At 64.4% G+C, this 22,769-nt stretch carries 22 protein-coding genes; 8 read left to right on the forward strand and 14 right to left on the reverse strand.

Features of this window, described 5'->3' with window-relative positions:
• Positions 1-45: 45 nt before the first annotated feature.
• The 12 genes from U1839_RS03470 to U1839_RS03525 all read right to left on the reverse strand — a co-directional run bounded on the left by U1839_RS03470 (position 46) and on the right by U1839_RS03525 (position 12,607).
• The gene (locus U1839_RS03470) at positions 46-456 is read right to left on the reverse strand and encodes a nuclear transport factor 2 family protein (RefSeq protein WP_332802281.1); all 411 of its coding nucleotides are present in this window, start codon (positions 454-456) and stop codon (positions 46-48) included.
• The gene (locus U1839_RS03475; protein ID WP_332802282.1) at positions 453-2,117 is read right to left on the reverse strand and encodes a class I adenylate-forming enzyme family protein; all 1,665 of its coding nucleotides are present in this window, start codon (positions 2,115-2,117) and stop codon (positions 453-455) included. The genes U1839_RS03470 and U1839_RS03475 overlap by 4 nt, the downstream gene beginning before the upstream one ends.
• Before the next feature lie 13 nt (positions 2,118-2,130).
• The gene (gene acuI, locus U1839_RS03480) at positions 2,131-3,114 is read right to left on the reverse strand and encodes an acrylyl-CoA reductase (NADPH) (protein ID WP_332802283.1); all 984 of its coding nucleotides are present in this window, start codon (positions 3,112-3,114) and stop codon (positions 2,131-2,133) included.
• A 99-nt stretch (positions 3,115-3,213) separates the two neighbouring features.
• Positions 3,214-3,903, reverse strand: a complete 690-nt coding sequence (locus U1839_RS03485; RefSeq protein WP_332802284.1) for a TetR/AcrR family transcriptional regulator — start codon at positions 3,901-3,903, stop codon at positions 3,214-3,216.
• A gap of 357 nt (positions 3,904-4,260) precedes the next feature.
• Complete coding sequence (locus U1839_RS03490; RefSeq protein ID WP_332802285.1) at positions 4,261-6,984, reverse strand: TonB-dependent receptor domain-containing protein; 2,724 nt, start codon at positions 6,982-6,984, stop codon at positions 4,261-4,263.
• Between the two features lie 466 nt (positions 6,985-7,450).
• Positions 7,451-7,828, reverse strand: coding sequence for a VOC family protein (locus tag U1839_RS03495; RefSeq protein WP_332802286.1), 378 nt, complete (start codon positions 7,826-7,828; stop codon positions 7,451-7,453).
• Positions 7,828-8,658 carry a sugar phosphate isomerase/epimerase family protein gene (locus U1839_RS03500; RefSeq protein ID WP_332802287.1) on the reverse strand — a complete coding sequence of 277 codons (831 nt, stop codon included), beginning with the start codon at positions 8,656-8,658 and terminating at the stop codon, positions 7,828-7,830. Before U1839_RS03500 ends, U1839_RS03495 begins: the two co-directional genes overlap by 1 nt.
• Positions 8,658-9,692, reverse strand: a complete 1,035-nt coding sequence (locus tag U1839_RS03505) for a zinc-binding dehydrogenase (RefSeq protein ID WP_332802288.1) — start codon at positions 9,690-9,692, stop codon at positions 8,658-8,660. Before U1839_RS03505 ends, U1839_RS03500 begins: the two co-directional genes overlap by 1 nt.
• A gap of 1 nt (position 9,693) precedes the next feature.
• Positions 9,694-10,206: a nuclear transport factor 2 family protein gene (locus U1839_RS03510; protein WP_332802289.1), complete on the reverse strand. Its 513-nt coding sequence runs from the start codon at positions 10,204-10,206 to the stop codon at positions 9,694-9,696.
• On the reverse strand, positions 10,193-10,996 hold the full coding sequence (locus tag U1839_RS03515) for an SDR family NAD(P)-dependent oxidoreductase (RefSeq protein ID WP_332802290.1): 804 nt from the start codon (positions 10,994-10,996) through the stop codon (positions 10,193-10,195). The genes U1839_RS03510 and U1839_RS03515 overlap by 14 nt, the downstream gene beginning before the upstream one ends.
• Positions 10,993-11,460, reverse strand: a complete 468-nt coding sequence (locus U1839_RS03520; RefSeq protein WP_332802291.1) for a VOC family protein — start codon at positions 11,458-11,460, stop codon at positions 10,993-10,995. Before U1839_RS03520 ends, U1839_RS03515 begins: the two co-directional genes overlap by 4 nt.
• A gap of 4 nt (positions 11,461-11,464) precedes the next feature.
• Positions 11,465-12,607 (reverse strand): sulfotransferase family protein, encoded by a 1,143-nt coding sequence (locus U1839_RS03525; protein ID WP_332802361.1) that lies wholly within the window; start codon positions 12,605-12,607, stop codon positions 11,465-11,467.
• Positions 12,608-12,834: 227 nt separating this feature from the next.
• Here U1839_RS03525 and U1839_RS03530 point away from each other — a divergent pair, with 227 nt between their 5' ends.
• Complete coding sequence (locus U1839_RS03530) at positions 12,835-13,692, forward strand: SDR family NAD(P)-dependent oxidoreductase (RefSeq protein WP_332802292.1); 858 nt, start codon at positions 12,835-12,837, stop codon at positions 13,690-13,692.
• Positions 13,689-14,339: a carboxymuconolactone decarboxylase family protein gene (locus tag U1839_RS03535; RefSeq protein WP_332802293.1), complete on the forward strand. Its 651-nt coding sequence runs from the start codon at positions 13,689-13,691 to the stop codon at positions 14,337-14,339. The genes U1839_RS03530 and U1839_RS03535 overlap by 4 nt, the downstream gene beginning before the upstream one ends.
• A gap of 353 nt (positions 14,340-14,692) precedes the next feature.
• Here U1839_RS03535 and U1839_RS03540 read toward each other — a convergent pair whose 3' ends face one another.
• Complete coding sequence (locus U1839_RS03540) at positions 14,693-15,559, reverse strand: helix-turn-helix transcriptional regulator (RefSeq protein ID WP_332802294.1); 867 nt, start codon at positions 15,557-15,559, stop codon at positions 14,693-14,695.
• Between the two features lie 159 nt (positions 15,560-15,718).
• On the opposite strand from U1839_RS03540, the gene U1839_RS03545 reads away from it, so the two are divergent.
• The 6 genes from U1839_RS03545 (at position 15,719) to U1839_RS03570 (ending at position 22,462) form a co-directional block, all read left to right on the forward strand.
• Positions 15,719-16,540: an SDR family NAD(P)-dependent oxidoreductase gene (locus U1839_RS03545; RefSeq protein ID WP_332802295.1), complete on the forward strand. Its 822-nt coding sequence runs from the start codon at positions 15,719-15,721 to the stop codon at positions 16,538-16,540.
• Between the two features lie 15 nt (positions 16,541-16,555).
• On the forward strand, positions 16,556-17,566 hold the full coding sequence (locus U1839_RS03550) for a zinc-dependent alcohol dehydrogenase (RefSeq protein ID WP_332802296.1): 1,011 nt from the start codon (positions 16,556-16,558) through the stop codon (positions 17,564-17,566).
• A complete protein-coding gene (locus tag U1839_RS03555; RefSeq protein ID WP_332802297.1) occupies positions 17,563-18,804 on the forward strand; it encodes an MBL fold metallo-hydrolase in 1,242 nt (413 codons plus the stop codon). The genes U1839_RS03550 and U1839_RS03555 overlap by 4 nt, the downstream gene beginning before the upstream one ends.
• 81 nt (positions 18,805-18,885) lie before the next feature.
• A complete protein-coding gene (gene cysD / locus U1839_RS03560; protein WP_332802298.1) occupies positions 18,886-19,791 on the forward strand; it encodes a sulfate adenylyltransferase subunit CysD in 906 nt (301 codons plus the stop codon).
• The gene (cysN, locus tag U1839_RS03565; protein ID WP_332802299.1) at positions 19,791-21,710 is read left to right on the forward strand and encodes a sulfate adenylyltransferase subunit CysN; all 1,920 of its coding nucleotides are present in this window, start codon (positions 19,791-19,793) and stop codon (positions 21,708-21,710) included. Before cysD ends, cysN begins: the two co-directional genes overlap by 1 nt.
• Before the next feature lie 8 nt (positions 21,711-21,718).
• A complete protein-coding gene (locus U1839_RS03570) occupies positions 21,719-22,462 on the forward strand; it encodes a 3'(2'),5'-bisphosphate nucleotidase CysQ (protein ID WP_332802300.1) in 744 nt (247 codons plus the stop codon).
• A 7-nt stretch (positions 22,463-22,469) separates the two neighbouring features.
• On the opposite strand, the gene U1839_RS03575 is transcribed toward U1839_RS03570, so the two are convergent.
• Complete coding sequence (locus U1839_RS03575) at positions 22,470-22,760, reverse strand: hypothetical protein (RefSeq protein WP_332802301.1); 291 nt, start codon at positions 22,758-22,760, stop codon at positions 22,470-22,472.
• Between the last annotated feature and the right edge of the window lie 9 nt (positions 22,761-22,769).

The following is a 22,769-nucleotide window of genomic DNA, read 5'->3' on the forward strand; positions in this document are numbered from 1 at the left end:
GATGGCAAAACGCAAGATCGCAGCGCCACTCATCGCGGGAGCGTTTCAGGCGGGCCGCCAGAACGTGATGCGCGCGATGCGCCAGCCGTCCGGCGTCAGGCGAAAGACGTCCGAATAGCGACCGAGCACGACCGAAAGTTCATCGCTGCCGCGCCGGCGAGAATGGGCCAGCACGGTCCAGTCACCCGTCGCGTGCGAGCCGTCGATCTCGATCCGCGGCGAGTGCAGCATGTGGATCATCCACAGGCTGCCGCGCGCGATGGCGTCGCACAGGAAGTCGGTAATTGCGCCTGGCCCGGCCAGTGGGCCGTAACCATAGTCACCGACGAAATCGTCCGTGAAGATATCGGCGAACATCGCCCGCGCCGCATCGACATCGTCCGAAGCGGTATCGGCGGCGCGGCAATAGCGCGCCTTCAGATTGGCGATCGCCAGCGCATGGTCCGCATCGCTCATGCCAGCCGCCTGACGACCAGCGCCTTGAGATCGGCCGTCTTGATCTTCGCGCTACCGGTCATTTCGAGTTCGTCCGCGCCGAAGAACAGGACACGGCGTGGCACCTTGTAGCTGGCGAGACTTTCCTTCGCGAACGAGCGCACACCCTCCTCGTCGAGCGTCACGCCCTCATGCGGCACGATACAGGTGACCACCAGTTCGCCGAGCGTATCATGCGGCACGCCCACCGTCTGCGTCACCTTCACGCCGGCCATCGCCTTGAGCACGGTATCGATCTCTATCGGAGAGACGTTCGCCCCGCCGGTCTTGATGATGTCGTTGAGGCGCCCTTCCCAATGCAGCCGGCCCTCAGCGTCGAAATAGCCGCCGTCGCCGGTGTGGAAGAACCCCTCATCGTCGAGCGTTTCATCGAGCGGCACGCCGACATAGCCGAGCATCATCGTTGCGCCCTTGACGGCGAGCTCGCCACGCTCACCGAGCGGAACGACCGCGCCGGTCAGCGGATCGAGCACCTTGAACACATTGCCCGCCAGCGGAAAGCCGTGGCCGATAGCGGCACACGCTGCCGGCGTGCCCGAATCGTAGATCGCGCTGATCGTGAAGGTCTCGGTATTGCCATAGGCCGACCACGGCTCCTGCCAGTCGCTATGCACCGTCGGATGCTTGGCCAGCGCGACGTTGACATAGTGCAGGCTCGACAGATCGACCTCGCCCCAGTTCGCCGCACCTTCGAGCTGGGCATATTGATGCGGCCAGGCGAACGCCATGGTCGCTTTTTCGCGCTCCATCAGCGCCAGCGCTTCCTCCGGGTTGAACGTCGCCTGCAGAATCAGGCTGCCGCCGCTCGACAGCGCTCCGCCGATCGCCATCGCGAAATTGCCCGACCAGAAAAAGCCGTTCGCCGACCATGCCCGCGCGTCGGGCCCGGCCTGGAGGAAGCGTTTCCAGCGCCACAATTGCAGGCTCGGCCCGCGGTGCGCGCTGAGAATGCCCTTGGGCTTCGAGGTCGATCCGGAAGAGAAGAACAGCACGCCGGGATCGGCCGGCGTGACCGTCGCGGCGGTCGCATCGACAAGCGCTTGCGTGACATCGTTGCCGCGCGAGAGAAACGCGTCCCAATCCTCGATCGCACCCGATCCCCCGCCAATCGACGCGATGTGGCGCAGAAACGGGAAACGCAGTGACATCAACTCGCCGGGAGCCACAGCGGCAACGTCCGGCTCCAGCGCGGCGAGCATCGCACCGAAGTCCTTCTTCAGCACCGTCCGTTCAAGCAGCAGCACCGAGCAGGCGGAGGATTGCAGCAGATGATCGAGTTCGGCCTGGGTGGAGAAGGTGGACAGCGTCGCCGCTACCCCTCCGGCCAGCGCGGTGCCGAAAACCGCCGAGAGAAATTCCGGCCGGTTGGTCATCAGCACACCGACCCGCGTGCCCTTCCCCACCCCGCACGCGATCAGCGCCCGCGCGACCTCGTTCGCCCGTTGCCACAGATCGTCATACGACCAGCGGATAGCGGTATCGCCTTCGTGCAGCACCAGCGCCTCGCTCGACCCGAAGCGCGCCGTTACCTCGCGCAGCCACCCGCCAAGCGTCAGCGCGCCGATGCCGGGCTCCTCCGCCAAAGGCGGCCCGGCCACGATCGAAAGGCGCCCCTCGGTCATGTGCGTCGTGCGATCAGCGATTCACGTCGACCAGCACGCGCCCGCGCACCTTGCCGTCGATCAGGTCGGACGCCGCCTGGATCGCTTCGCCCAGGCCGATCTCGGTAGCGATCGTCTCCAGCAACGCCGGATCGAGATCGCTCGCCAGCCGCTTCCACGCCGTCAGTCGCTTGGCCTTGGGCGCCATCACGCTGTCGATGCCGAGCAAGCTGACGCCGCGTAGGATGAACGGCATCACCGAAGACGGAAAATCCGCCCCTTGCGCCAATCCGCAGGCGGCAACCACGCCACCATATTTCGTCGCCGCGACGGCATTGGCCAGCGTGTGGCTTCCAACCGAATCGACCACGGCTGCCCAACGCTCCTTCTGGAACGGCTTGCCGGGGGCGGACAATTCCGAGCGATCGATCACCGAAGTTGCGCCGAGTTGCTTGAGATAATCGCCCTCCGACGCCTTGCCGGTCGCCGCCACGACGGTGAAGCCGAGTTTCGCCAGCAGCGCGACCGCGACACTCCCCACGCCGCCGGTCGCGCCGGTGACCAGCACCTCGCCCTTGTCCGGCGTCACGCCTGCCGCGACCAGCGCCTCGACGCACAGTGCGGCGGTATACCCCGCCGTCCCGATGGCCATCGCCTGCTTCGGCGTGAACGCGTCCGGCAACGGCACCAGCCACTCGCCCTTCAGCCGCGCGACCTGCGCCAGGCCACCCCAATGCGTCTCGCCCACGCCCCAGCCGTTAAGGACGACCGTGTCGCCGGCCTTCCAGTCCGGATGGCTCGAATCGCGCACCGTGCCGACCAGGTCGATACCCGGCACCATCGGGAACTTGCGCACCACCGGCCCCCTGCCGGTGATCGCAAGGCCGTCCTTATAGTTGAGCGTCGAATAGGCGACGTCGATCGTCACATCGCCCGCAGGCAGGCTGGCTTCGTCGATCTGGGAAACGGACACCGTTTGGCCCGCGTCGGTCTTGTCGATCAGAATGGCTGAAAACATCATGGCTCCCCAGGGGTCTGTACGAGCGCCACTCTTTTCAGATTGCGGCAGCGCATTGCCACCGAAATGATCAACCCTGCGCGATTCATCGCCCAGCCGCTATGCGGCGCGCAGGCCCGCCTTTGCAGCCGCCGTCACCGGGTCTCCCGCGATCAACTTTTCTATCTCGGGGAAGCATTCGGCGCGCATCGTGCCATGCATCGCCAATCGCAAGCTCTCGAGGGCGAAGCGACGCGCGAGCACGCGCCGTTCCGCGTCCGTCTTCTCATGCGTTTTGGTCCATACCGGCCACAGGAAATTACCTGCCAACATGAGCAGCGAAAACACGTCGCTGTCGATCCCCGGCTCGGCCAGATCGGTTTCGGTAAAGCGGCCCAACGACCCGGCATATTCGCGCCAGAAAGGATCTTGCGCCGGCTCGTCGGAGGCAAGGAGTTGCATGAACCAGATTCGGCACAGAGCCGGATTGTCGACTGCGAAATCGGCCAATGTCGTGGTCAGCAAAACGATGTCGACATCCTCGACACGACGGTCCTTCACCGTCGCAGGGTCGCCAAAGGCGGCGCGGAACAGCTGGTCCGACACCGACTGCGTGGTTGCGGCCACGAGTTGCTCGCGCGTCTCGAAATGCTGATAGGCGGTACCGCGGTTGATACCGGCCAGGGTCGCCACGGCCGACACGCTCATCCCGTCGGGGCCATCGCGCGCGAGCAGCGCACGGGCAGCCTCCAATATTACCTCGCGCGTCGCGACCGGATCGCGCGGGCGACGTTTACGGGCCGTCATCATGACATATTCCATCTGCTGGAAAGGCGCCCACCAACGGCCGTGATCGACGTCGTTCGCATGCGCGAGAGCGATAGGCTGAAACGGCACAGTCCTGCGATCATTGCGAGCCCCTCGACATCATCCTTCTTGCCCAATCACGCGACCAAGGAAAAGCCCTGAACTGCCGACATTGTTCCGGGCACCGCGACGCGCGCCCGGTCAGCACGCCCGCATACCAACTGCTGTTGAGCCGCTAACGGCTTCGCGGACCTGCACCCCGGCATTCGCTCCGCCCGCCTCGATCGCCGGCGACGATAAAAGTCCGGCCAGCATAACGAATACTGACCGGACTCTTTCAACCCAGGTTGAGACGATTGCTCAGAACTTCTTGCTGATGCCAAACTTGATCACACGGCCCAGCGTCCAGTTGTTGTAGGTCAGATTGTTGGTGTTGATCCGGCGGATCGTCTGTGGCTTCTCTTCGAACAGGTTGTCGACGGTCAGGCGGAGCGAGGTTCCGCTCAGCGGGCCACCCGAATTCTCGAAATTGTAGCCGAGGAACAGGTTGGTGACGACGAACGGATGGACGTCTTCGGACACGCCAAGATTGTTGGTGGCCACATCGTGGAACGCGCCGGTGTAGTTGACCGTGACCCGGGTCGAGAAAGGACCCTTGTTCCAGCCCACAAACGACGTGACGAAGAGCCGGGCGTTGCCGTGGCCGAGTTCGTTGGTCGCCACGCCGCCATTGGTCTGGAACGACCTGGTCTGCTCGGTGCCGCTGACACCGAATGCGAGGTGGCCGAAGTTGGTATCGGTATCGTAGAAGATATGGAAATCGACACCTTCGAACTTCGCGGCGTTCAGGTTCGACGTCCTGGTGTCAACGACGATGGCGATATTCGACGCGAGGGGTTGCTGACCACCGAGAGCAGTGCCGTTGGTAAGTTGCGCCAGGATCGCTTTGTAGCCGACATCCGTCACGTTGTAGGTGTAAAGGTTCGGGTTGGTCGTGTAGGTGGAGATGATTGAGGGGTTCAGCGTCCCGAGCGTGTTCCTCAAGTCGAGCGCATAGAATTCCGCGCCAAAGCGCAGGCCACGAACCGGATTGGCCTCGAAGCCGACCGCCCAGCTATGGGCCGTCTGCGGCTTCAACCCGGGGGACGAACCCTGCAGGACCATCGCGCAGGTGCCCTGTTTGCTGGTATCCCGAAGGAGCGGGTCGGTAGGCCGCTGGGCCGCAGTGCCCCCGACCACATATATGCCGCAGACGAAGCGACCCGTACCGATCGCCAGGCCATCGAGCGCCGTCGGCGCGTTGAACGACGTATTCCAGTGGCCGAAGAATTTGAGCCATGAGGTCGGCTTCAGCGTCAGGCCGATGTTGGGATTGGTGGTCGAACCAAAATCGCTGTAATTGTCATAGCGCACCGAGCCCGACACATCGACGAACGAGGCCAGTGGCAGCGAGATTTCGGCGAAGACCGACTTCGAATTACGCTCCGCCTTCATGTACGGCAGCGCCGCCAGCGATCCGACCGTACCAGACGTCAGCCTGCTATTGGCGCTGTTATCCTGATATTCCACACCCACGGCCAGTTTGGCATCGCCGCCCGGGAGCGCGAAAAGCGGACCGTCGGCGACCGTGCGGAAGATGAACAGCTGCTGTGTCGTGTCCTGGGCATTCTCGTAATTGGTGATGCCGTTGATCACCGCGGCGCTTGCCGCGGCGACATTCGACGGATTGAGCGCACCGGAATTGATATAACCCTGGGCCGCAATCGTGTTCACATCAGGGAAGCTCTGGAAGTTGGTCGAACGACCGAAGTGCAGGCTGTTGCGCACCTGCCAATTGCCGCCAAGCTTGATCGTCAGCTCGGGCGTGACCCCCCAGGTTTCGAAACCAAGCCGCGTCGGCGTGTTCACATAGGCCGCATTGGGACCAAAGGAGAAGCCGGTACCGGCCGGAACCGCGGTTAAACTACCCACGGCTGCACCCGGAAACGCAGCTCCGACGAGGGCCCCGGTCGTAAGCGGGCTGCCCGCCGAGGTAAATCCACGCGGATAGTCCACCAGCTCCGTGTTGCGCTTCGTCCAATAGCCCGTAACGCGCAGGTCGATATTGTCGGCGACCTGCTGCGACAGCACGGCAAACACGTTTGTGCGTGTCTGGTGAGGAAGATACGTTCGTGACGAAATCTGGTCGCAACCGGTGCCTAGCGCGAACGTGCCGGCACCAGGCGCTGCGGGATTGTTCGTAAAATTCGCAGCACCGGCGCCAAAGCGAAACCAGCGAGTCTCGGTGGGCTGGGGGGTGTTGCACTGAGTATAGGGGGTGCTGGCGACACCGGCGGCATTGTAGACGATGCCGTTCGCCCAGCTGGTCTGGCCGTTGATGATGCCGTCGCGGTCGGAATGGCCTGCGGAAATATAGGCGTTGCCGCTCGACCAGCTATGGCCGGCCGTGATCGACCCGTCCCACTGGGAAAAACCCTTGATCGTCGTGCCGAAACCAAAGTTGCCGTCAACCTTGAGCCCCTCGAATTTCCGCATCGTGCGGAAGTTGAGAACGCCGGTGACCGCGTCCGCGCCGTAAAGCGACGAACCGCCATCGGTCACTGCGTCCACACCCTCGATGACGGCGGCCGGGATGATATCGACATCGACCGAGGCCTGGTTAACGCCAACCGGCGTCAGGCGCATACCGTCCATCAGAACCAGGGTGAGCGCACCAGATGTCGTGTTGGCCGACGGAAGGTTGCGCAGGTTCGGGCGGTTGACCGAAATGCCGGCCGAGACACCGCGGGGATCGCCTTCGAAACGACCGTTGAACGAACTCGCTATTTGCGGGATCAGGCCGAGAAGTTCGTTCGTCGACGTCGCACCCTGAGCGGTGATCGCCTTTGAATCGACGCTGATAGTCTGTGAGCCGACCGCGGTCGTACCACGGATCAGCGTGCCGACGACAACGACGTCGCTATTGTCTGCAGCCGGCTTTGCCGGAGCCGTGGGGGCAGGAGCAGCCTGCGCCAGCGCCTGCATCGGTGCGGCGAGCGCGATAAGGCTAACGCCCATCAGTGCATTCTTCGAAAGTGCTTTCACGATGACATCCTCCCCAGATCGCGCCTCGCACGTCACCGCTTTGTGCGCCAACATTACGAAGCACTCAGATTTAACTTGCTCCAGTTACCTCGACGGCGGGCAAAATGGCCTGACCACGATCGCCGACGCCACATATCGCCACTTCGCGTGAAGCAGTTCCACATGCCGGCATCAGCGAATTGTGCCGCCCTTTCCCACTCGGAACTTCACCCATCGAGGAAGCGCCCATATCAGCCCCACGCCACGCACATACGGGTGTGTGATGCATTGATACGATGCGACAGACCCTTCAGGAGTGGCCTTCCCGCTTCAGCTACTGAGGTCGATCTGCAAAACTAATCGACAATGGTGTTCATTGACGATGAGGAGCGATCGGGCAACGCAATATCGACGCGCACGCCCGATATCGCCACTCATATCGCCGCGGCGATTGGACCCTGCCGAGATGGCCGACTGTTTGTTGCGATCAAGGCGGCCCGAAGCGGAACACCGTCAGCTTGTTACCGTCGAGATCGCGGAAATAGGCACCATAATAGCCGTTCGGGTCTTCACCACGGACGCCGGGCGCGCCCTCGTCCTTGCCGCCCAGTTCGATCGCCCTGGCGTGGATGGCGTCGACATCGGCACGGGTCGCCGCCATGAAACCGGCTTGCGTCCCATTGCCAACCGTCGCCTCGCCCTCGAACGGCAGGCCGATCAGCATCATGGCACCGTCAGCGCCCTTATAGGCGATCATGTCGGGCCGGTCATATGCCATGCTCGCACCGACCATCGCGGCGATCGGATCGTAGAAGCTGCGCGCGCGCGCCACATCGCGCGTGCCGAACCGTGCCACCGTCAACATCATTCGTCTCCCATCTGGTTCAACAATGCCGCGGCGGCGGCGACCGCCGGAGGCAGCCGGTCGATCGGCGCTTCGCCCGCGGCGGCGCGCGCGAACATCGGCACTTCTAGCCCGATCGCGATGCCCGGCGGCAAGACGGCGACGAAGGCAGCGAGCGGCAAGCCCCCATCGCCCGGCGCACGCCGCTCGAAACTCGCCTCGCTCATATAATCGGGTATCTGCGCGACGAGCGGGACATCGCATAGCTGGGCATAGCCGATGAGTTTCGGGTCGATCGCTGCGAGCTGCGCCGCATCGCCGCCCGAGCGATACAAATGCATGGCATCGACCAGCACGCGGAAATTGGGCTGGCCGATCTCGCCCACCAAGGCGACCGCCTGATCCAGCGTCGCGATCGCGAGGCCGGGCGCGAATTCGATCGTCACCTGCAGGCCGCGCGCCGCCGCCAGCTCCACCAGGATTCCGATCTGCTCGGTCGAGCGCCCGATATCGGGCTCCATCCCCACAGCGCCGAGACACTGCGCGCCGAGCTCGGCCATCAGGTCCACATCGCCCGTGCGGTCGCGCATATCGACACCCGGGCGCACGCCAAAGCCCTCGCCCAGCGATATCGTCACATCCCGGTCGCGCATTGCGGCGATCATCTCGCGGCGCAGCGCCGGATCGTCCTTCAGCGTCCAGTTCGCATAGCCATGGGGATTGAAAGGCACCTGCGTCAGCCCGGTGGAAATATGGCCGCATCCCAGATCAGCGGCGAGCGTCACATGCGCGACCGGGTCGAGGCCGAAGACGCTGAGAAGTTCGATGCCGAGGCGGTCCACGCGTGTCATCATAACCTGCGGGGATCGATGACGGTCCGCACCGGTGCGCCCGGATCGGACATCCCGTCCAGCGCCAGGCTGGCGCCCGACAGTCCGATGCGCGCGCCGACCCAAGGCGCGATGTCTATCTTGCCGTCGGCGATCGAGCGCAGGGCGAGCTCCATGTCCTGCTGCTCCTCGCCGCCGGCGAAATGGACGGTCAGCCGCTTGTTCTGCGCGGCAAAGACATAGAGTTGCTCCGGCGCCATGCAGTAGCCACCCATCACGATCCGCCCGCCGAAGCCGACGGACTCGATGATCTGCTGCATCAGCCCGGGCAGGCCGACGCACTCATAGACCAGATTTACTTGCCGCCCGCCGAGGTCGGAGATCGGGGCATAGGGCGACAGCTCGCCGGGATCGACCGCGATGTCCGCGCCCATCCGCAGCGCCAGTTCGCGGCGGCCCGGAGAGAAATCCGCGGCGACGATCGGCGCGATTCCGGATAGTTTCAGGCCCGCAATCACGCCGAGCCCGATCGCGCCGCATCCGACGACGAGCGCGACATCGTCCTTCGTCGGCATGCCGCGGCGGGCATGTTCGAGGCCCACCGCGAGCGGCTCGGTCATCGCGGCGAGATCGTCATCAAGATCCCACGGCACTTCCATGATGCTGGCTTCGTCGAGCAGCATATATTCGCCCCACCCGCCCGGGCATTCGTGGCTGAACCCGATGACGGCGTGGCGCCCTGCCTGGCGCATGACGGGGACCGACGTCACCTTGCGCCCCGGCTTGATGGTGCGCTGGCTGCCCGGCCCATAGTCGATCACCTCGCCGACATATTCGTGACCCGGCACGAACGGGCGCGCCATATCGAGGCTGGCATAAGCGCCGCCGAACTTGCGCGAGAGATCGATGATGTGCTGCCCGCTGTGCAGGAAATGGGCTTCGGACGCGCACATGCCGCAGCTGTGGGTGCGGACCAGCACCTGGCCCGTATCCGGCACCGGATCGGGCATTTCCCCGACCTGCACCTTACCGTGCTGGATATAGGCGGCCCTCATGTCATCCGGCGCTTCGCGCCAGGTCGCGCAACACGGCATAGGACGGATCGCCCGGATCGCGGCGACCGGCAGTGACGCTTCCCAGCGGCGTGACCGGGCGGATATCGTCGAAGTCGCGGATCGTGATGCGGTGGTCGATCCCCCACCGCCCGTCCCGCTTCGACCAGCGATCGATATAGCGGCCGCGGACGGTAATCTCGTGCATCTGGCCGTCGCGCATGATCCGCAGCGCCGCGATATGATAGGCTTCGCTCGCCGCCCGATCGCCATCCAGCTCGAGGATGATGTTGGTCACCTGATGCGAATGACCCAGAGTCCGGCCATGCTGGCCGATGACGAAATCGATGAAGCCGCGACCGCTGCCCTGATATACCTCGACACCGTAATCGGCTGTGCCGTTGTCGTGCCAGACGGAATAGCCGAGCTCATAATCGAGTCGATCGACCGCACGGCAATAACGGTAGATCAGATCGGTGATGGCGTGCCGGTCGGCAGCCTGGTCATCTCTTGCCATAGATTGCCTGACTCGCCGCGGCGATCATCTCGACCCGCGCGCGGCGCTGCGCGGCCGATTGCGGCAACCGCCCGAGATCGTCGTCGTCTTGCCCCCAATTATGCACCGGGCCATGGGGCAGTCGCGCCAGCCCCTGTTCGGCCACTGCATCCGACGACGCGAGCCCGTCCGGTACGGGCAGACCCTTCTCGCTGAGAAAGCGGCGCAATTCCGGCGTGTCGGTGCGCCCGAGCGAGAGGTAGAGCACGTCCACGCCGCACGGCGCCAACTCCCCCCACAGCCCTTCGGCCAGACACAGTTCGAACGCCTTGGTCCCGGCATAGACCGCCATGTTGCTCGCGCCACCATAGCATGCCCCGGAACCGACCAGCAGCAGTCCACCCCGCCCGCGATCCCGCATCTGACCGGCGAAGTGGTGGCAGCAGCGCATCGTCGTCGTGACATTGCGCGCGATCAGCTCGGCCCAGGCGTCCACCGGACAGTCGAGGAACGGCGCGCCATTCGGGTCGCCTCCCGCATTGGCGACGAACAGGCCGATCTCACGACCCTCAGCTGCCGCCACGACAAGGTCGCATGCATCGGGCCTGGCAAGGTCGATTGCCGCGGTGACGCATTCGATTCCGTATTGCGTGCGCAGTTCGTCCGCCAGCGCGATGAGCGGCGCTTCGCGTCGCGCGATCAGGATACAGTCGAGCCCTGCCGCCGCCAGTTGTCGCGCAAACGCCTGCCCGGTACCCTCCGAGGCGCCGGCGATAATGGCCCAGGGGCCGTAACGCGCGAGCAGGCTCACCGCCCGCCCATGCCCGCCCAGCGTTCCGGCACCATCCAGACATATTCGGTATAATGGCCCAGCCACGGTCGCGTATCGGTATAGGCGAATTGCAACAGACCGGGGGTGCCGCCCTTCAGCACGATCGGGAATGGCTGCGCTGCGATCTTGGCCATCGCCGCGTCCCAGTCGTCGACGACGTGGCAGACATGGTGAAAGGCGAGCCCATCGTCCGCGGGCAGAGCATCGCGGTAGATGGCGAGGACGTCGCCCTCCTTGGGCTGGATCAGCTCGTAATTCAGATCCTCGACCCACACGAAGGCGAGCTTCTGCACGCCCGTCCCTTCCCCTTGCGGCGTCCACACCTGGACCGGGGTCTCGATCTCCATGATCGTGCGCACATCGGCGTGGCGTCGGAAACTCGCCACGGCCTTGTCGACGTCCCGCGTGACATAGGCGTTCTGGTAATGCCGGCCGATGCTCATCGTATCAGCCCTCCCGCGCCACGTCATATTGCGACAGATAGCGCCCGAAGCGTGGCGTCAGCGCCTCGACCGACAGACCATATTGGTCGAGCGCATATTCGTGCTTGCCGAATTTGCCTTGCGGGTTCTCGTCGAGCCAGTTCTGCATCGCCGCTTCCGCCTCCGGCGTCAGCGTATCGCCGAGGTCGGCATAGAGTTTGCGGATGGCGGCCATCGGGTCGCGGGTCACATCGGCATAATGCACATCGACGATCCGGTCGTGGCCGAGCGCCTCGCGGCTATCCATGATGCGGTCGAGGTGCAGCTGCGCCTGGTAGGAGCAATCCTCGCCGAGCCATTCGTAATCGATCTTCCCGGTATAGCCCATATGCGCCATCGACAGGATGGAGCAGAACGAGCTGGTCGCGGTGAACGGATCGCGATGCGCCCACACGAGCCGCGCGTCGGGATAGGTCTCGAGCAGCGTATCCAGCCACAGGCCATGGCTCGGCATTTTGAGGTTCCATGCACCCGGGGCATCTGCCTGGAGGAGTTGCAGGAAGCGCTTGTGATAGGCGTAGGCCGAACTCATGTCGGTCTGGAACAGCCAGTCGCGATACGCCTTCAACTTGCCGCGAGACTCGAGCGCCAGACCCTTGAAGTCATGGATCATGAAGAACATGCATTCGTTCGGATAGACCGCCGAATTGCGATAATATTTGCCCATTTCCGGGCGCGCGGCGAGCATCGCCTTTTCCTGTTCCAGCTTGGCGATCGCGCGCGGATCGGTCTTCAGCGTCGCGGTCGTCGGCGGCGGCACCGGCTGCTCGATCTCCCAGGTCAGCGCGGAGCGCCGCGCGGCATCGCAGGCGAGCAGGTTGCTGAGCAACGTCGTGCCGGTGCGCGGCATGCCGAACACGAACAGCGGCCGTTCAACGGGACGATCGAGCAGTTCGGGGCGATTGGCGAGATAGTCGGTCGTTTTCAGCCGATCGACCAGAGACTGGGCGAGCCCGCCGCGCATGCGCTCGATCAGCGGCTCGGGATGGTCGCTCGCATTATAGTCGGCGAGGAGAACATCCAGTCCCTCGCGATATGAATCGGAATCGAACCGGTCGAGCCCGGTCGTCGTCATGGCCTGTTCGATCAGCGCGTCGGCAACGAGCATCTGGCTCACAGCATTCTCTCCCAATGTCGTATTTTGTCGTCATCATGCGGAGCGCGGATGCCGTCGCCAATCCGCTTGGCTGTCGCTGGATAGCCGATCTATCCAAATCCGGCCACGAAGCCGACGCGCCATTCTACACGGCATCGCACCCGCGATGCCGGCCCCAGGCGCGATTGTCGCTCGCCAGTTTCGGACCGAAGGTAGCGGCATAAATTGGGAGAAGATCGATGACGCATCGCGTCGCTGTGGTGACCGGCGCCAGTTCCGGCATCGGCAAGGAAACGGCCAAAGCGCTTGCCGCACAAGGCTGGCATGTCATCGCGCTCGGTCGCGATCCGACGCGCACCGCCGCCGCCGAAGCCGAAATCCGCGCCGCTGCGACCGGCAAGGTCGACATGATCCGCGCGGATCTGTCGCTTATCGCCGAAGCCGAACGCGCCGTCGATGAGATCGCCGCGCTGACCCCAAGCATCGACATATTGATCAACAACGCCGGCGGCATGGCGAACCGCATGGTGATGACCAGTGAGGGGCTGGAACAGAATTTCGCCGGCAATCATCTCGGCCCGTTCGTGCTGACCAATCGCCTGCTGCCGCTGCTGCGCGCTGCCGCGCTGGACGCACCGGCCGGCAGCGTGCGGATCATCAACACCTCGTCCGACGGCAGCGAGATGATCCCCGGCCTGCATTGGGACGACCTGCAACTGCTCGGCGATTTCGTCGCCGGCCGCGCCTATTGCCAAGGGAAGCTCGCCAATGTGATGCACATGCGCGCGCTCGCCCGACTCCTCGCCGAGGACGGCATCGTGGTCCATGCGCAGCACCCCGGCACGGTCGACTCGAACTTCATCACCCATACCGACGCGGCCACGCAGGCGCATATCCGCACACGCGAGGCGATCAGCCCGGAAGCCGCTGGTGACGCTCTTGTCTGGCTCGCTATCGGCGACGAGCCGGGGCAATCGAGCGGAAACTATTATCATCAACGCAAGGTCATGCCGCCCAACCCGGCGGCGTTGGATGACCAACAGGTCGACCGCCTGTGGCGCGAGAGCGAGCGGCTCGTGGCATCAGCCAGGGCATGACCGACGCTCCACGCATCGCTGCGCTCGAGGCGCACGAAATCTCCGACGAACTGGCGGACTTGCTCGCCAGCATGATCGCGATCAACGCGGTGGTCGGGTCGCGCGAAGCCGAGACGCTGACCGATCTCCAGGCCGCCGATCTGAACGACAGTGGCGCGACCGACACGCGCGCCATGCTCGCCAATTTGCCCGAGATCATGCGCACCATGTTGCGCCATCCGGCACTGTTCACCCAATTGGCCAATACCGGGCTGCAATTGCTTGGGCATGGCGCGTTGCCGGGCCGGGACCGCGAACTGTCCATCCTGCGCATCGGCTGGCTGTGCCGCGCTCCCTATGAATGGGGCGAACATGTCCTGATCGCGAAAAAGCACGGCATCACCAGCGAGGAGATCGAAGCGATCACCACGGGATCGACGGCACCCGGCTGGAGCGAGCATGACCGCGCGGTCCTGCGCGCCGCGGAGGAATTATACGCCGACGCCACGATCTCCGACACCACCTGGGCGACGCTTGCCGCGCGGTACGACGAGCAGCAGTTGATCGAACTGCCCGTCGTGATCGGCCAATATCAGGCGGTAGCCTATTATCAGAACGCACTGCGTCTGCGGTTGCATCACGACAATCCGGGATTGAGCGCCCGCTAGGGTCGCGGCCGTCATGGCGCGATTCGACGCGCCGCAGGGCGATGGCAGGATGGGATCGGACGAAATGCCTCCAGGCATCCCGCCCTGCTCCTTCTCAGCGTGAATGATGCGACAGGATCAGCGCGGAACAGCGGGCAAGCCCGCTGTCCCGCCGGCTGTTACATCCGCTGTTCCTGCGCTGTTATCCCGCTGTTCCCACGTTGTTATTCGTCGCCGCCGAATGCAGTCCAAGCATTTGATATCGGCCTGTAAATCCGGAGATTCCCGCCAACAAAACAGCGCGCAAAAAAATTATCGGCGGAACAGCGGGGAACAGCGGGCAAATCGTCCGCTTTGTCCGGATGGTCCTGCCCCTAGATACGGGTGCGCAAAAAGCGCTGACGGAAGCGCAGCGGCGTGATCCCCGTCGCCCGCCCGAACGCGTAGGAAAAGCTCGACGGCGAGGCAAAGCCCAGCCCGAACGCGATCGACTTGATGCTGTCTTCGGTTGCCAGGGCACGCTTCGCCATCTCGATCCGCGTTTGCGCGATATGGTCGCCGATCGTACATCCGCGGCTGGAGCGAAAGCCGCGCGTCAGTTGCCGGATCGAGACGTTGCAAAGCTCCGCCAGTTCGCCGAGCGACGGCGGCGGTCCGCCGCGATGCAGTCGCTCGTCGATCAACCGCAGCCGCCAGGACGCCAGCCCGCCGGTGATCGGCCCCTCGGAAATCGCCTCGAGGTAGCGCGCCAGCTCGATCGCCAGCTGCCCCGCGATCATCGCCGCCAGATCGGCGCTGCCGGTACCGCCATGCCGTGCTTCCTCGGCCAGCCGCGACAGGCAGGAGCGGATATAGGGATGGACGATATCCAGCCCACCCTCCAGCCGCCGGTCGGTCCATTCCAGCCCGTGCGTCAACCAGCGATCGACCGCATCGGCATGGATCTCGCACGCGATCGATGCCTGGTTCTCGCCCGCGTCGGTGCGCACGTGCAGCGCTTCGCCGGGCGGCACGAGGAAGATTTCGCCAAGCCGCTCGAACCGGTGCGGCCCCCAGCGTTCCGAATAACAACCGCGCGCCTGTTCCGGCCGCGGCGTCAGGCACAGATCCAGCCAATAATGCGCACCACGACGGAAGATGTGGTTGGTCGGCCGGTCGTTGGCGAAGCGCATGATGCGCGCGACCCCGTGCGGGATCGGCAATTCCGCCTCGAACACCGATTTGGTGAATGTGTCCTCCATCGACCGCTCCCGCGCCATGTCGCTGCATGTCGCCCTTTGGCCATATGCCGATAAAATGGCCCGCCGTCGATAGGCAGGTCGATTGCCGACGAGCGCGCTCTGCCTGCACATTCACACCATCGATCGACCCGAACCAACCGGGCCACCAGGAGGATGTGAATGGCGAACGCTCTTTTCGATTGCACCGGCAAGGTGACTTTGGTGACCGGCGGCAATGGCGGCATCGGCCTCGGCTTCGCGCTGGGCGTCGCCAAGATGGGCGGCGACATCGCGATCTGGGCACGCAATGCGGACAAGAATGCCGAGGCCAAGGCGCAGCTTGAAGCGGCCGGCGCCGGGCGGGTCGAAACCTACCAGGTCGATGTGTCTTCCGAGGAAGCGATCATTGCAGGCTATGCCAGGTTGCTCGCCGATTTCGGCCGGATCGATTGCGTCTTCGCCAATTCGGGCCGGGCGTCCAAATCGCGGTCGGTGCTGACGCTGGACTCGGCCGAGTGGCATGACCTGCTGGCGGTCAACCTGCACGGCGCGTTCTTCACGCTGCGCGAGGGCGCCAAGGCGATGGTTGCGCGCGCGGAAGCGGGCGAGCCGGGCGGAAGCCTGGTCTATTGCGGCAGCCTGTCGATGTTCCACGGCATCCCCGGCATCAACAATTACGCCGCCTCCAAGGGCGGCATGGGTGCCGCGGTGCGCGGCATGGCGGCGGAACTCGGCAAATACGAGATCCGCGCCAACACCATCGCACCGGGCTATACCAAGACCGGCATCGGCAGCGACGCCGAACAGAGTCCGGAGATGCAGGCGCGCATGGCCGCGGTCGACGCGCATTTCTCCGCCAAGACACCGATCCGCCGCCCCGGCACGATCGCCGACTTCGAGGGGATCGGCGCCTATCTCGCCAGCGATGCATCGCGCTTCCACAGTGGCGATACGATCGTCATCGACGGCGGCAGTGCCATCTATCCACCTTATGCCTTCTGACGCCGGAGAGCTGAAATGCGCCGCCTGACCATCCATGACGTCAATGACGTCCGGCTCGATCCCTATGAGCGCCCCGCCGCCGGTGCGAACGATGTCGTCGTCAAGATGAAGGCATGCGGCATCTGCGGCAGCGACCTTTCCTATATCAAGAATGGCGGCATCCCGACGCCCGGCACGCGCACCGCTTTGGGCCATGAAGGCGCGGGCGAGATCCTCGAAGTCGGCAGCGATGTCGAGGGCCTGCATGTCGGCCAGAAGGTGATCGTCAACCCGATGAACACGCCGAGTTTCATCGGCAGCGGCGGCCCCGAAGGCGCATTCACGGAGGAGTTGCTGGTCCGCGACGGTCGCCTGAACGACAGCCTGCTGCCGATCCCCGAAGGCATCTCCTATGACGTCGCGGCGATGTGCGAGCCGCTCGCGGTCGCATTGCACGGCGTCAATCGCGCAGAGGCCAAGGCGGGTGACAAGCTGGTTATCTTCGGCTGCGGCCCGATCGGCCTCGGCATGGTGATGTGGGCGGTCGATCGCGGGTGCGACGTCGTCGCGGTAGACCTCGCCGAAGAGCGGCTGGAGCGCGCCAGGACGCTTGGCGCTCGCACGATCAACCCCGCAACCGAAGACCTGACCGCGCAGGTCAAGGCGCTGCACGGCGCGGAAATGTATTTCGGCCGCGAACGCGCCTCGGCCGATGCCTATATCGATGCCGCCGGCGCGCCCTCGATCCTCGGCGATGTCGTGCGCATGGCCAAGCGCCATGCGCGTCACGTCATCACCGCCGCCTATCTGAAGCCGATCGAACTGCCCGCCGGACCGATGCTGACCAGCGAGATGACGATCACCACCGCGGTTGGATACCCGACCGAATTTCCCGACGTCATCGCCGCGATGCCGCGCCTGCGCGACACGATCGCCATGCTGATCAGCCACACTCTGCCGTTCGGCGAGGTGCTTGATGGCCTGAAGATCGCCGCGACGCCGCAATCGGCGAAGGTCATGATCCGCTTCGAGGGACGCGACGCATGAGCGACAACAAGCAAACCCCGCTCGGCGCGCTGGTCACCGCGGGCGCAGGCCAGACCGAGGCCGAGGCGATCACCGATACCATCTTCATGGTGAAGGACATCTCCAACGCCTATCTCGTCACCACCGCGGATGGTGACCTGCTGATCAATACCGGCTTCATCGGCAACGGCCAGCGCAACAAGGATCTGTTCGCGCCGCACCGCACAGGCCCGCTCAGGCGCATCATCCTGACGCAAAGCCATGCCGACCATTATGGCGCGCTCCCCGAACAACGCGAGGACGGCACCGAGGTCATCGCCGGCGCAGGTTTCACCGAGACAGCCGAGTATTTCGACAAGCTCGCCCCGTTCCTTGCGCGCCGTTCGGGCAAATTATGGGCCTCGATGACCCGTCGCAACGGCCCTCCACCCGTGCCGCCCAAGATCGTGCCCGATATCGAGGTGTCGGACAGGCTGTCCTTCGAGCAGGGCGGCCGGAAGTTCGAGGTGGTCAAGACGCCGGGCGGCGAAACATTGTGCGCGGTATTCGTCTGGATGCCGGAGGAGCGCACGATCTTCACCGGCAACCTGTTCGGTCCGGTGTGGCGCGCCATGCCCAACCTCGTCACCATCCGCGGCGATCGCCCGCGCCTCGTGCGCGCCTATCTCGCCTCGCTGGAGGCAGTGCGTGCGCTCGAGCCCGAGCTCGTCGTCACCGGTCACGGCGAACCGATCCGTGGTGCGGCGAAGATCCGTGCCGATCTCGATGCGATGCGCGCCGCTGTCACGCATATCGAACGCGAGACGATCGCGGGAATGAACGCCGGCAGGACGGTCCACGAACTGATGCGCGAGATCACCTTGCCGGAAGACGGCCAGATCGGCGAGTTCCACGGCAAGACGTCATGGGTGGTTCGCGCGATATGGGAAGAGAATGCCGGGTGGTTCCACTATGCCGACGGCACCACCGAACTGTTCGCCGTGCCGCGCTCCTCGGTCGATGCCGACGTTGCCGAACTCGCTGGATGCGCTGCGCTGACCGATCGCGCGCATGAACATGTCGCTGCCGGCAAGCTGCTGGAGGCGTTGCACCTCGTCGACATTGCGCTTTCCGCCGCGCCGGCAGACGCCTCGGCGCTTAACGTGCGCAAGGCCGCGCTCGAATCACTTGCCGCCGCCAGCTCGGGAAAGAACCTCAGCGAGACGATGTGGCTGAAAGCCGAAATCGCGGACGTGGACGTGAAACTGGCGGCGGGATAGCTGCGCATTCCCGCCTCCAAAAATGCATTGATTGCCGGATCCTACCGGCTCGGGGCAAGGCGCCTCGCGGAGACTTAGACGATGACCAGGACACTAACCCATCTGGAACGCCTGGAAGCCGAGGCGATCCACATCATGCGTGAGGTCGTCGCCGAGGCCGACAAGCCGGTCATGCTCTATTCGGTCGGCAAGGATTCGGCCGTGATGCTGCATCTCGCGCGCAAGGCCTTCTACCCCTCGCCCCCGCCTTTCCCGCTGCTCCATGTCGACACGACCTGGAAGTTTCAGGAGATGTACAAGCTTCGCGATCACATGGCGACGGAGAGCGGCATGGAATTGCTGGTTTATCACAATCAGGAAGCGATGGACCGCGGCATCAACCCGTTCGACCATGGTGCGCTCCACACCGACATGTGGAAGACCGAGGGGCTGAAGCAGGCGCTCGACAAATATGGCTTCGACGCGGCCTTTGGCGGGGCGCGGCGCGACGAAGAGAAGAGCCGCGCCAAGGAACGCATCTTCTCGTTCCGCACCGCGAGCCATGGGTGGGACCCGAAGAACCAGCGCCCGGAATTATGGAACCTCTACAACGCCCGCAAAAACAAGGGCGAAAGCATCCGCGTGTTTCCGATCTCGAACTGGACCGAGCTCGACGTGTGGCAATATATCCAGCTCAACAACGTGCCGATCGTCCCGCTCTATTTCGCCGGCAAGCGCCCGACGGTCGAGCGCGACGGCATGCTGTTGATGGTCGATGACGACCGTTTCCCGCTCAAGCCCGGCGAGGTGCCGGTCGAACGCTCGATCCGCTTCCGCACCCTCGGCTGCTACCCGCTGACTGGCGCGGTCGAGAGCACCGCCTCGACCCTGTCCGAGATCATCCAGGAAACGCTGCTGACTACCACCAGCGAACGGCAAGGTCGCGCGATCGACAAGGATGCCGGCGGCGCGGGCATGGAAAAGAAGAAGCAGGAAGGGTATTTTTGATGGCCACGACTGCGGAACAATCGGTCTACCAGACCGAGGCGCTGATCGCCGAGGACATCGACGCCTATCTCGACCAGCACCAGCACAAGACGATGCTGCGCTTCATCACCTGCGGCAGCGTGGATGATGGCAAGTCGACGCTGATCGGGCGCCTGCTGTACGATTCGAAGATGATCTTCGAGGACCAGCTCGCCGCCCTCGAGGCGGACAGCAAGCGGGTCGGCACGCAGGGGCAGGAAATCGATTTCGCGCTGCTGGTCGACGGCCTCGCCGCCGAGCGCGAGCAGGGCATCACGATCGACGTCGCCTATCGCTTCTTCTCGACCGAGAAACGCAAGTTCATCGTCGCCGACACGCCGGGCCACGAGCAATATACCCGCAACATGGTGACGGGCGCCTCGACCGCCGACCTCGCCGTGATCCTGATCGATGCGCGCAAGGGCGTGCTGACGCAGACCCGACGCCATTCCTATCTCGCGCACCTCATCGGCATCAAGAACCTCGTGCTGGCGATCAACAAGATGGACCTGATCGGCTATGATCAGGCCCGCTACGAGGCGATCCTCGCCGACTATACCGCCTTTGCCGAGAGCATCGGCATCACCGCCTTCACCCCGATGCCGATCTCCGGCTTCAAGGGCGACAACATCTCGCTCAAGTCGGACAATATGCCATGGTATGACGGCCCGACGCTGATGGAGCATCTCGAAAGCGTCGAGGTCGGCGTCGACGAGGATCAGGCCAAGCCGTTCCGTATGGGCGTGCAATGGGTCAACCGCCCCAACCTCGATTTCCGCGGCTTTTCCGGCCAGATCGCCAGCGGCTCGGTCAAACCCGGTGACGCGATCCGCGTGCTGCCGGGCGGCAAGACGTCGACGATCAGCCGTATCACGACGCTTGGCGGCGATCTGGACGAAGCCGTTGCCGGCCAATCCGTCACGCTCTCCTTCGCCGACGAGATAGACTGCTCGCGTGGCAACGTCATCGCCTCGGCCGACACGCCGCCCGAAACCGCCGACCAATTCGAGGCGACGATCGTGTGGATGGACGATGCGCCGCTGACCGCTGGCCGCGCCTATTGGCTGAAGCTGGGAACGCAGATGGTGTCAGCGACGGTCCATGAGCCGAAATACCAGGTCAACGTCAACACGATGGAGCATCTCGCGGCGAAGACGCTGGAGCTCAATGCCATCGGTGTGGCCGAGGTAACGACCGACCGCGCGATCGTGTTCGAACCCTATGCCGACAACCACACGTTCGGCGGCTTCATCCTTATCGACAAGATCACCAACGCCACCGTCGCGGCGGGCATGCTCCACTTCAGCCTGCGGCGCGCGCAAAATGTCCACTGGCAGCCGACCGATATCGGGCGCCAGGCGCATGCCGATCTGAAGAACCAGAAGGCGCGCGTGCTATGGTTCACCGGCCTGTCGGGGTCAGGCAAATCGACCATCGCCAACGAGGTCGAGAAGTCGCTCAACCTGATGAACCGTCACACTTTCCTGCTCGACGGCGACAATATCCGGCACGGGTTGAACAAGGATCTCGGGTTCACGGAAGCGGACCGGATCGAGAATATCCGCCGCGTCGGCGAGGTGGCCAAGCTGATGGCGGATGCCGGGCTGATCGTGCTGACGGCGTTCATCTCGCCGTTCCGTGCCGAGCGCGACATGGTGCGGTCGATGCTGCCGGAGGGTGAGTTCATCGAGATCTTCGTCGACACGCCGCTGGAAGTGGCCGAGGCGCGCGACGTCAAGGGCCTCTATAAAAAGGCCCGTGCGGGCGCACTGAAGAACTTCACCGGTATCGACAGCCCCTACGAGGTCCCATTGAACGCCGACATCCGGGTCAACACGGTCGAAATAACGCCGGCCGAGGCGGCGGAGTATATCGTGCGCCAGATCATGCCGCTCAAATGAAAGGCACCATGACCGACGTCGATCTCGCCGCGCATCTGGCCGACACCGCCGGCAAACTGTTGCTCGCCGTGCGTGAGGCCGGGCTATTCTCCGACAAGTCGCTGGGCAAGGCGGGTGACCAGACCGCCAACCAGTTCCTGGTCCACGCCATCCGCGAGCAACGCCCCGATGACGGCCTGCTATCGGAGGAAATGAAATGCGACGGCTCGCGGCTCACGCATAGCCGTGTGTGGATCATCGATCCGGTCGACGGGACGCGCGAATATGGCGAGGGCCGGCCCGACTGGGCGGTGCATATCGGACTGGCGATCGACGGCGTGGCGACGATCGGCGCGGTGGCGCTGCCGGGGCTCGGGGTCACGCTGACCTCGGAAGCGCCCCCTACCCTGCCGCCGGCACAGGATCCGCCACGGATGCTGGTCAGCCGCACGCGCCCGGCGCGCGAGGCGGTCGCGGTGGCCGAGGCGCTGGGCGGCGAGCTCGTTGCGATGGGTTCGGCCGGGGCCAAGGCGATGGCGGTCGTGCGCGGCGAGGCGGAAATCTACCTGCACACCGGCGGCCAGTATGAATGGGACAGTTGCGCACCCGTCGCCGTGGCGCAGGCGGCCGGCCTGCACGTCAGCCGCGTCGATGGGTCGCCGCTGCGTTACAACGCGGAGGACACCTATCTGCCCGACCTGTTGATCTGCCGCGTCGAACTGGCCGCACGAGTGCTGGAACTGGTGCGAACGCTGCCTGTCGCGACGGACTGACCTGCGATCAGGGCGTCGCGGGGTCCGTCAGCAGCCAGGCCAGCGCGTCCTTCTCATTGGTGAAATAGCCCGTGGCGTCCTTCGGAGCCATCCGCTGCGACTGCAACTTGGCAATCGCCGAATGCATGATGATCGCGCTGCGATCGCCGGCCTGCCTCTTTGATTCAGCCAGGGCCGAGAAGGCCGCCGCGGTTTCCTGCGTATGGACCGCGGTTTCGCTGGCATCGACCAGGATCAGGCAGCGTCCATGCAGCGCGCGCGCCCGCGCCTGAAGTGCCACCGCCTTCTCCGCGAACACCTCGAGCTC

Origin of the sequence: Parasphingomonas halimpatiens, from assembly GCF_036663795.1 — a bacterium.
In the GTDB taxonomy this organism is placed as follows: Bacteria; Pseudomonadota; Alphaproteobacteria; order Sphingomonadales; family Sphingomonadaceae; genus Sphingomonas.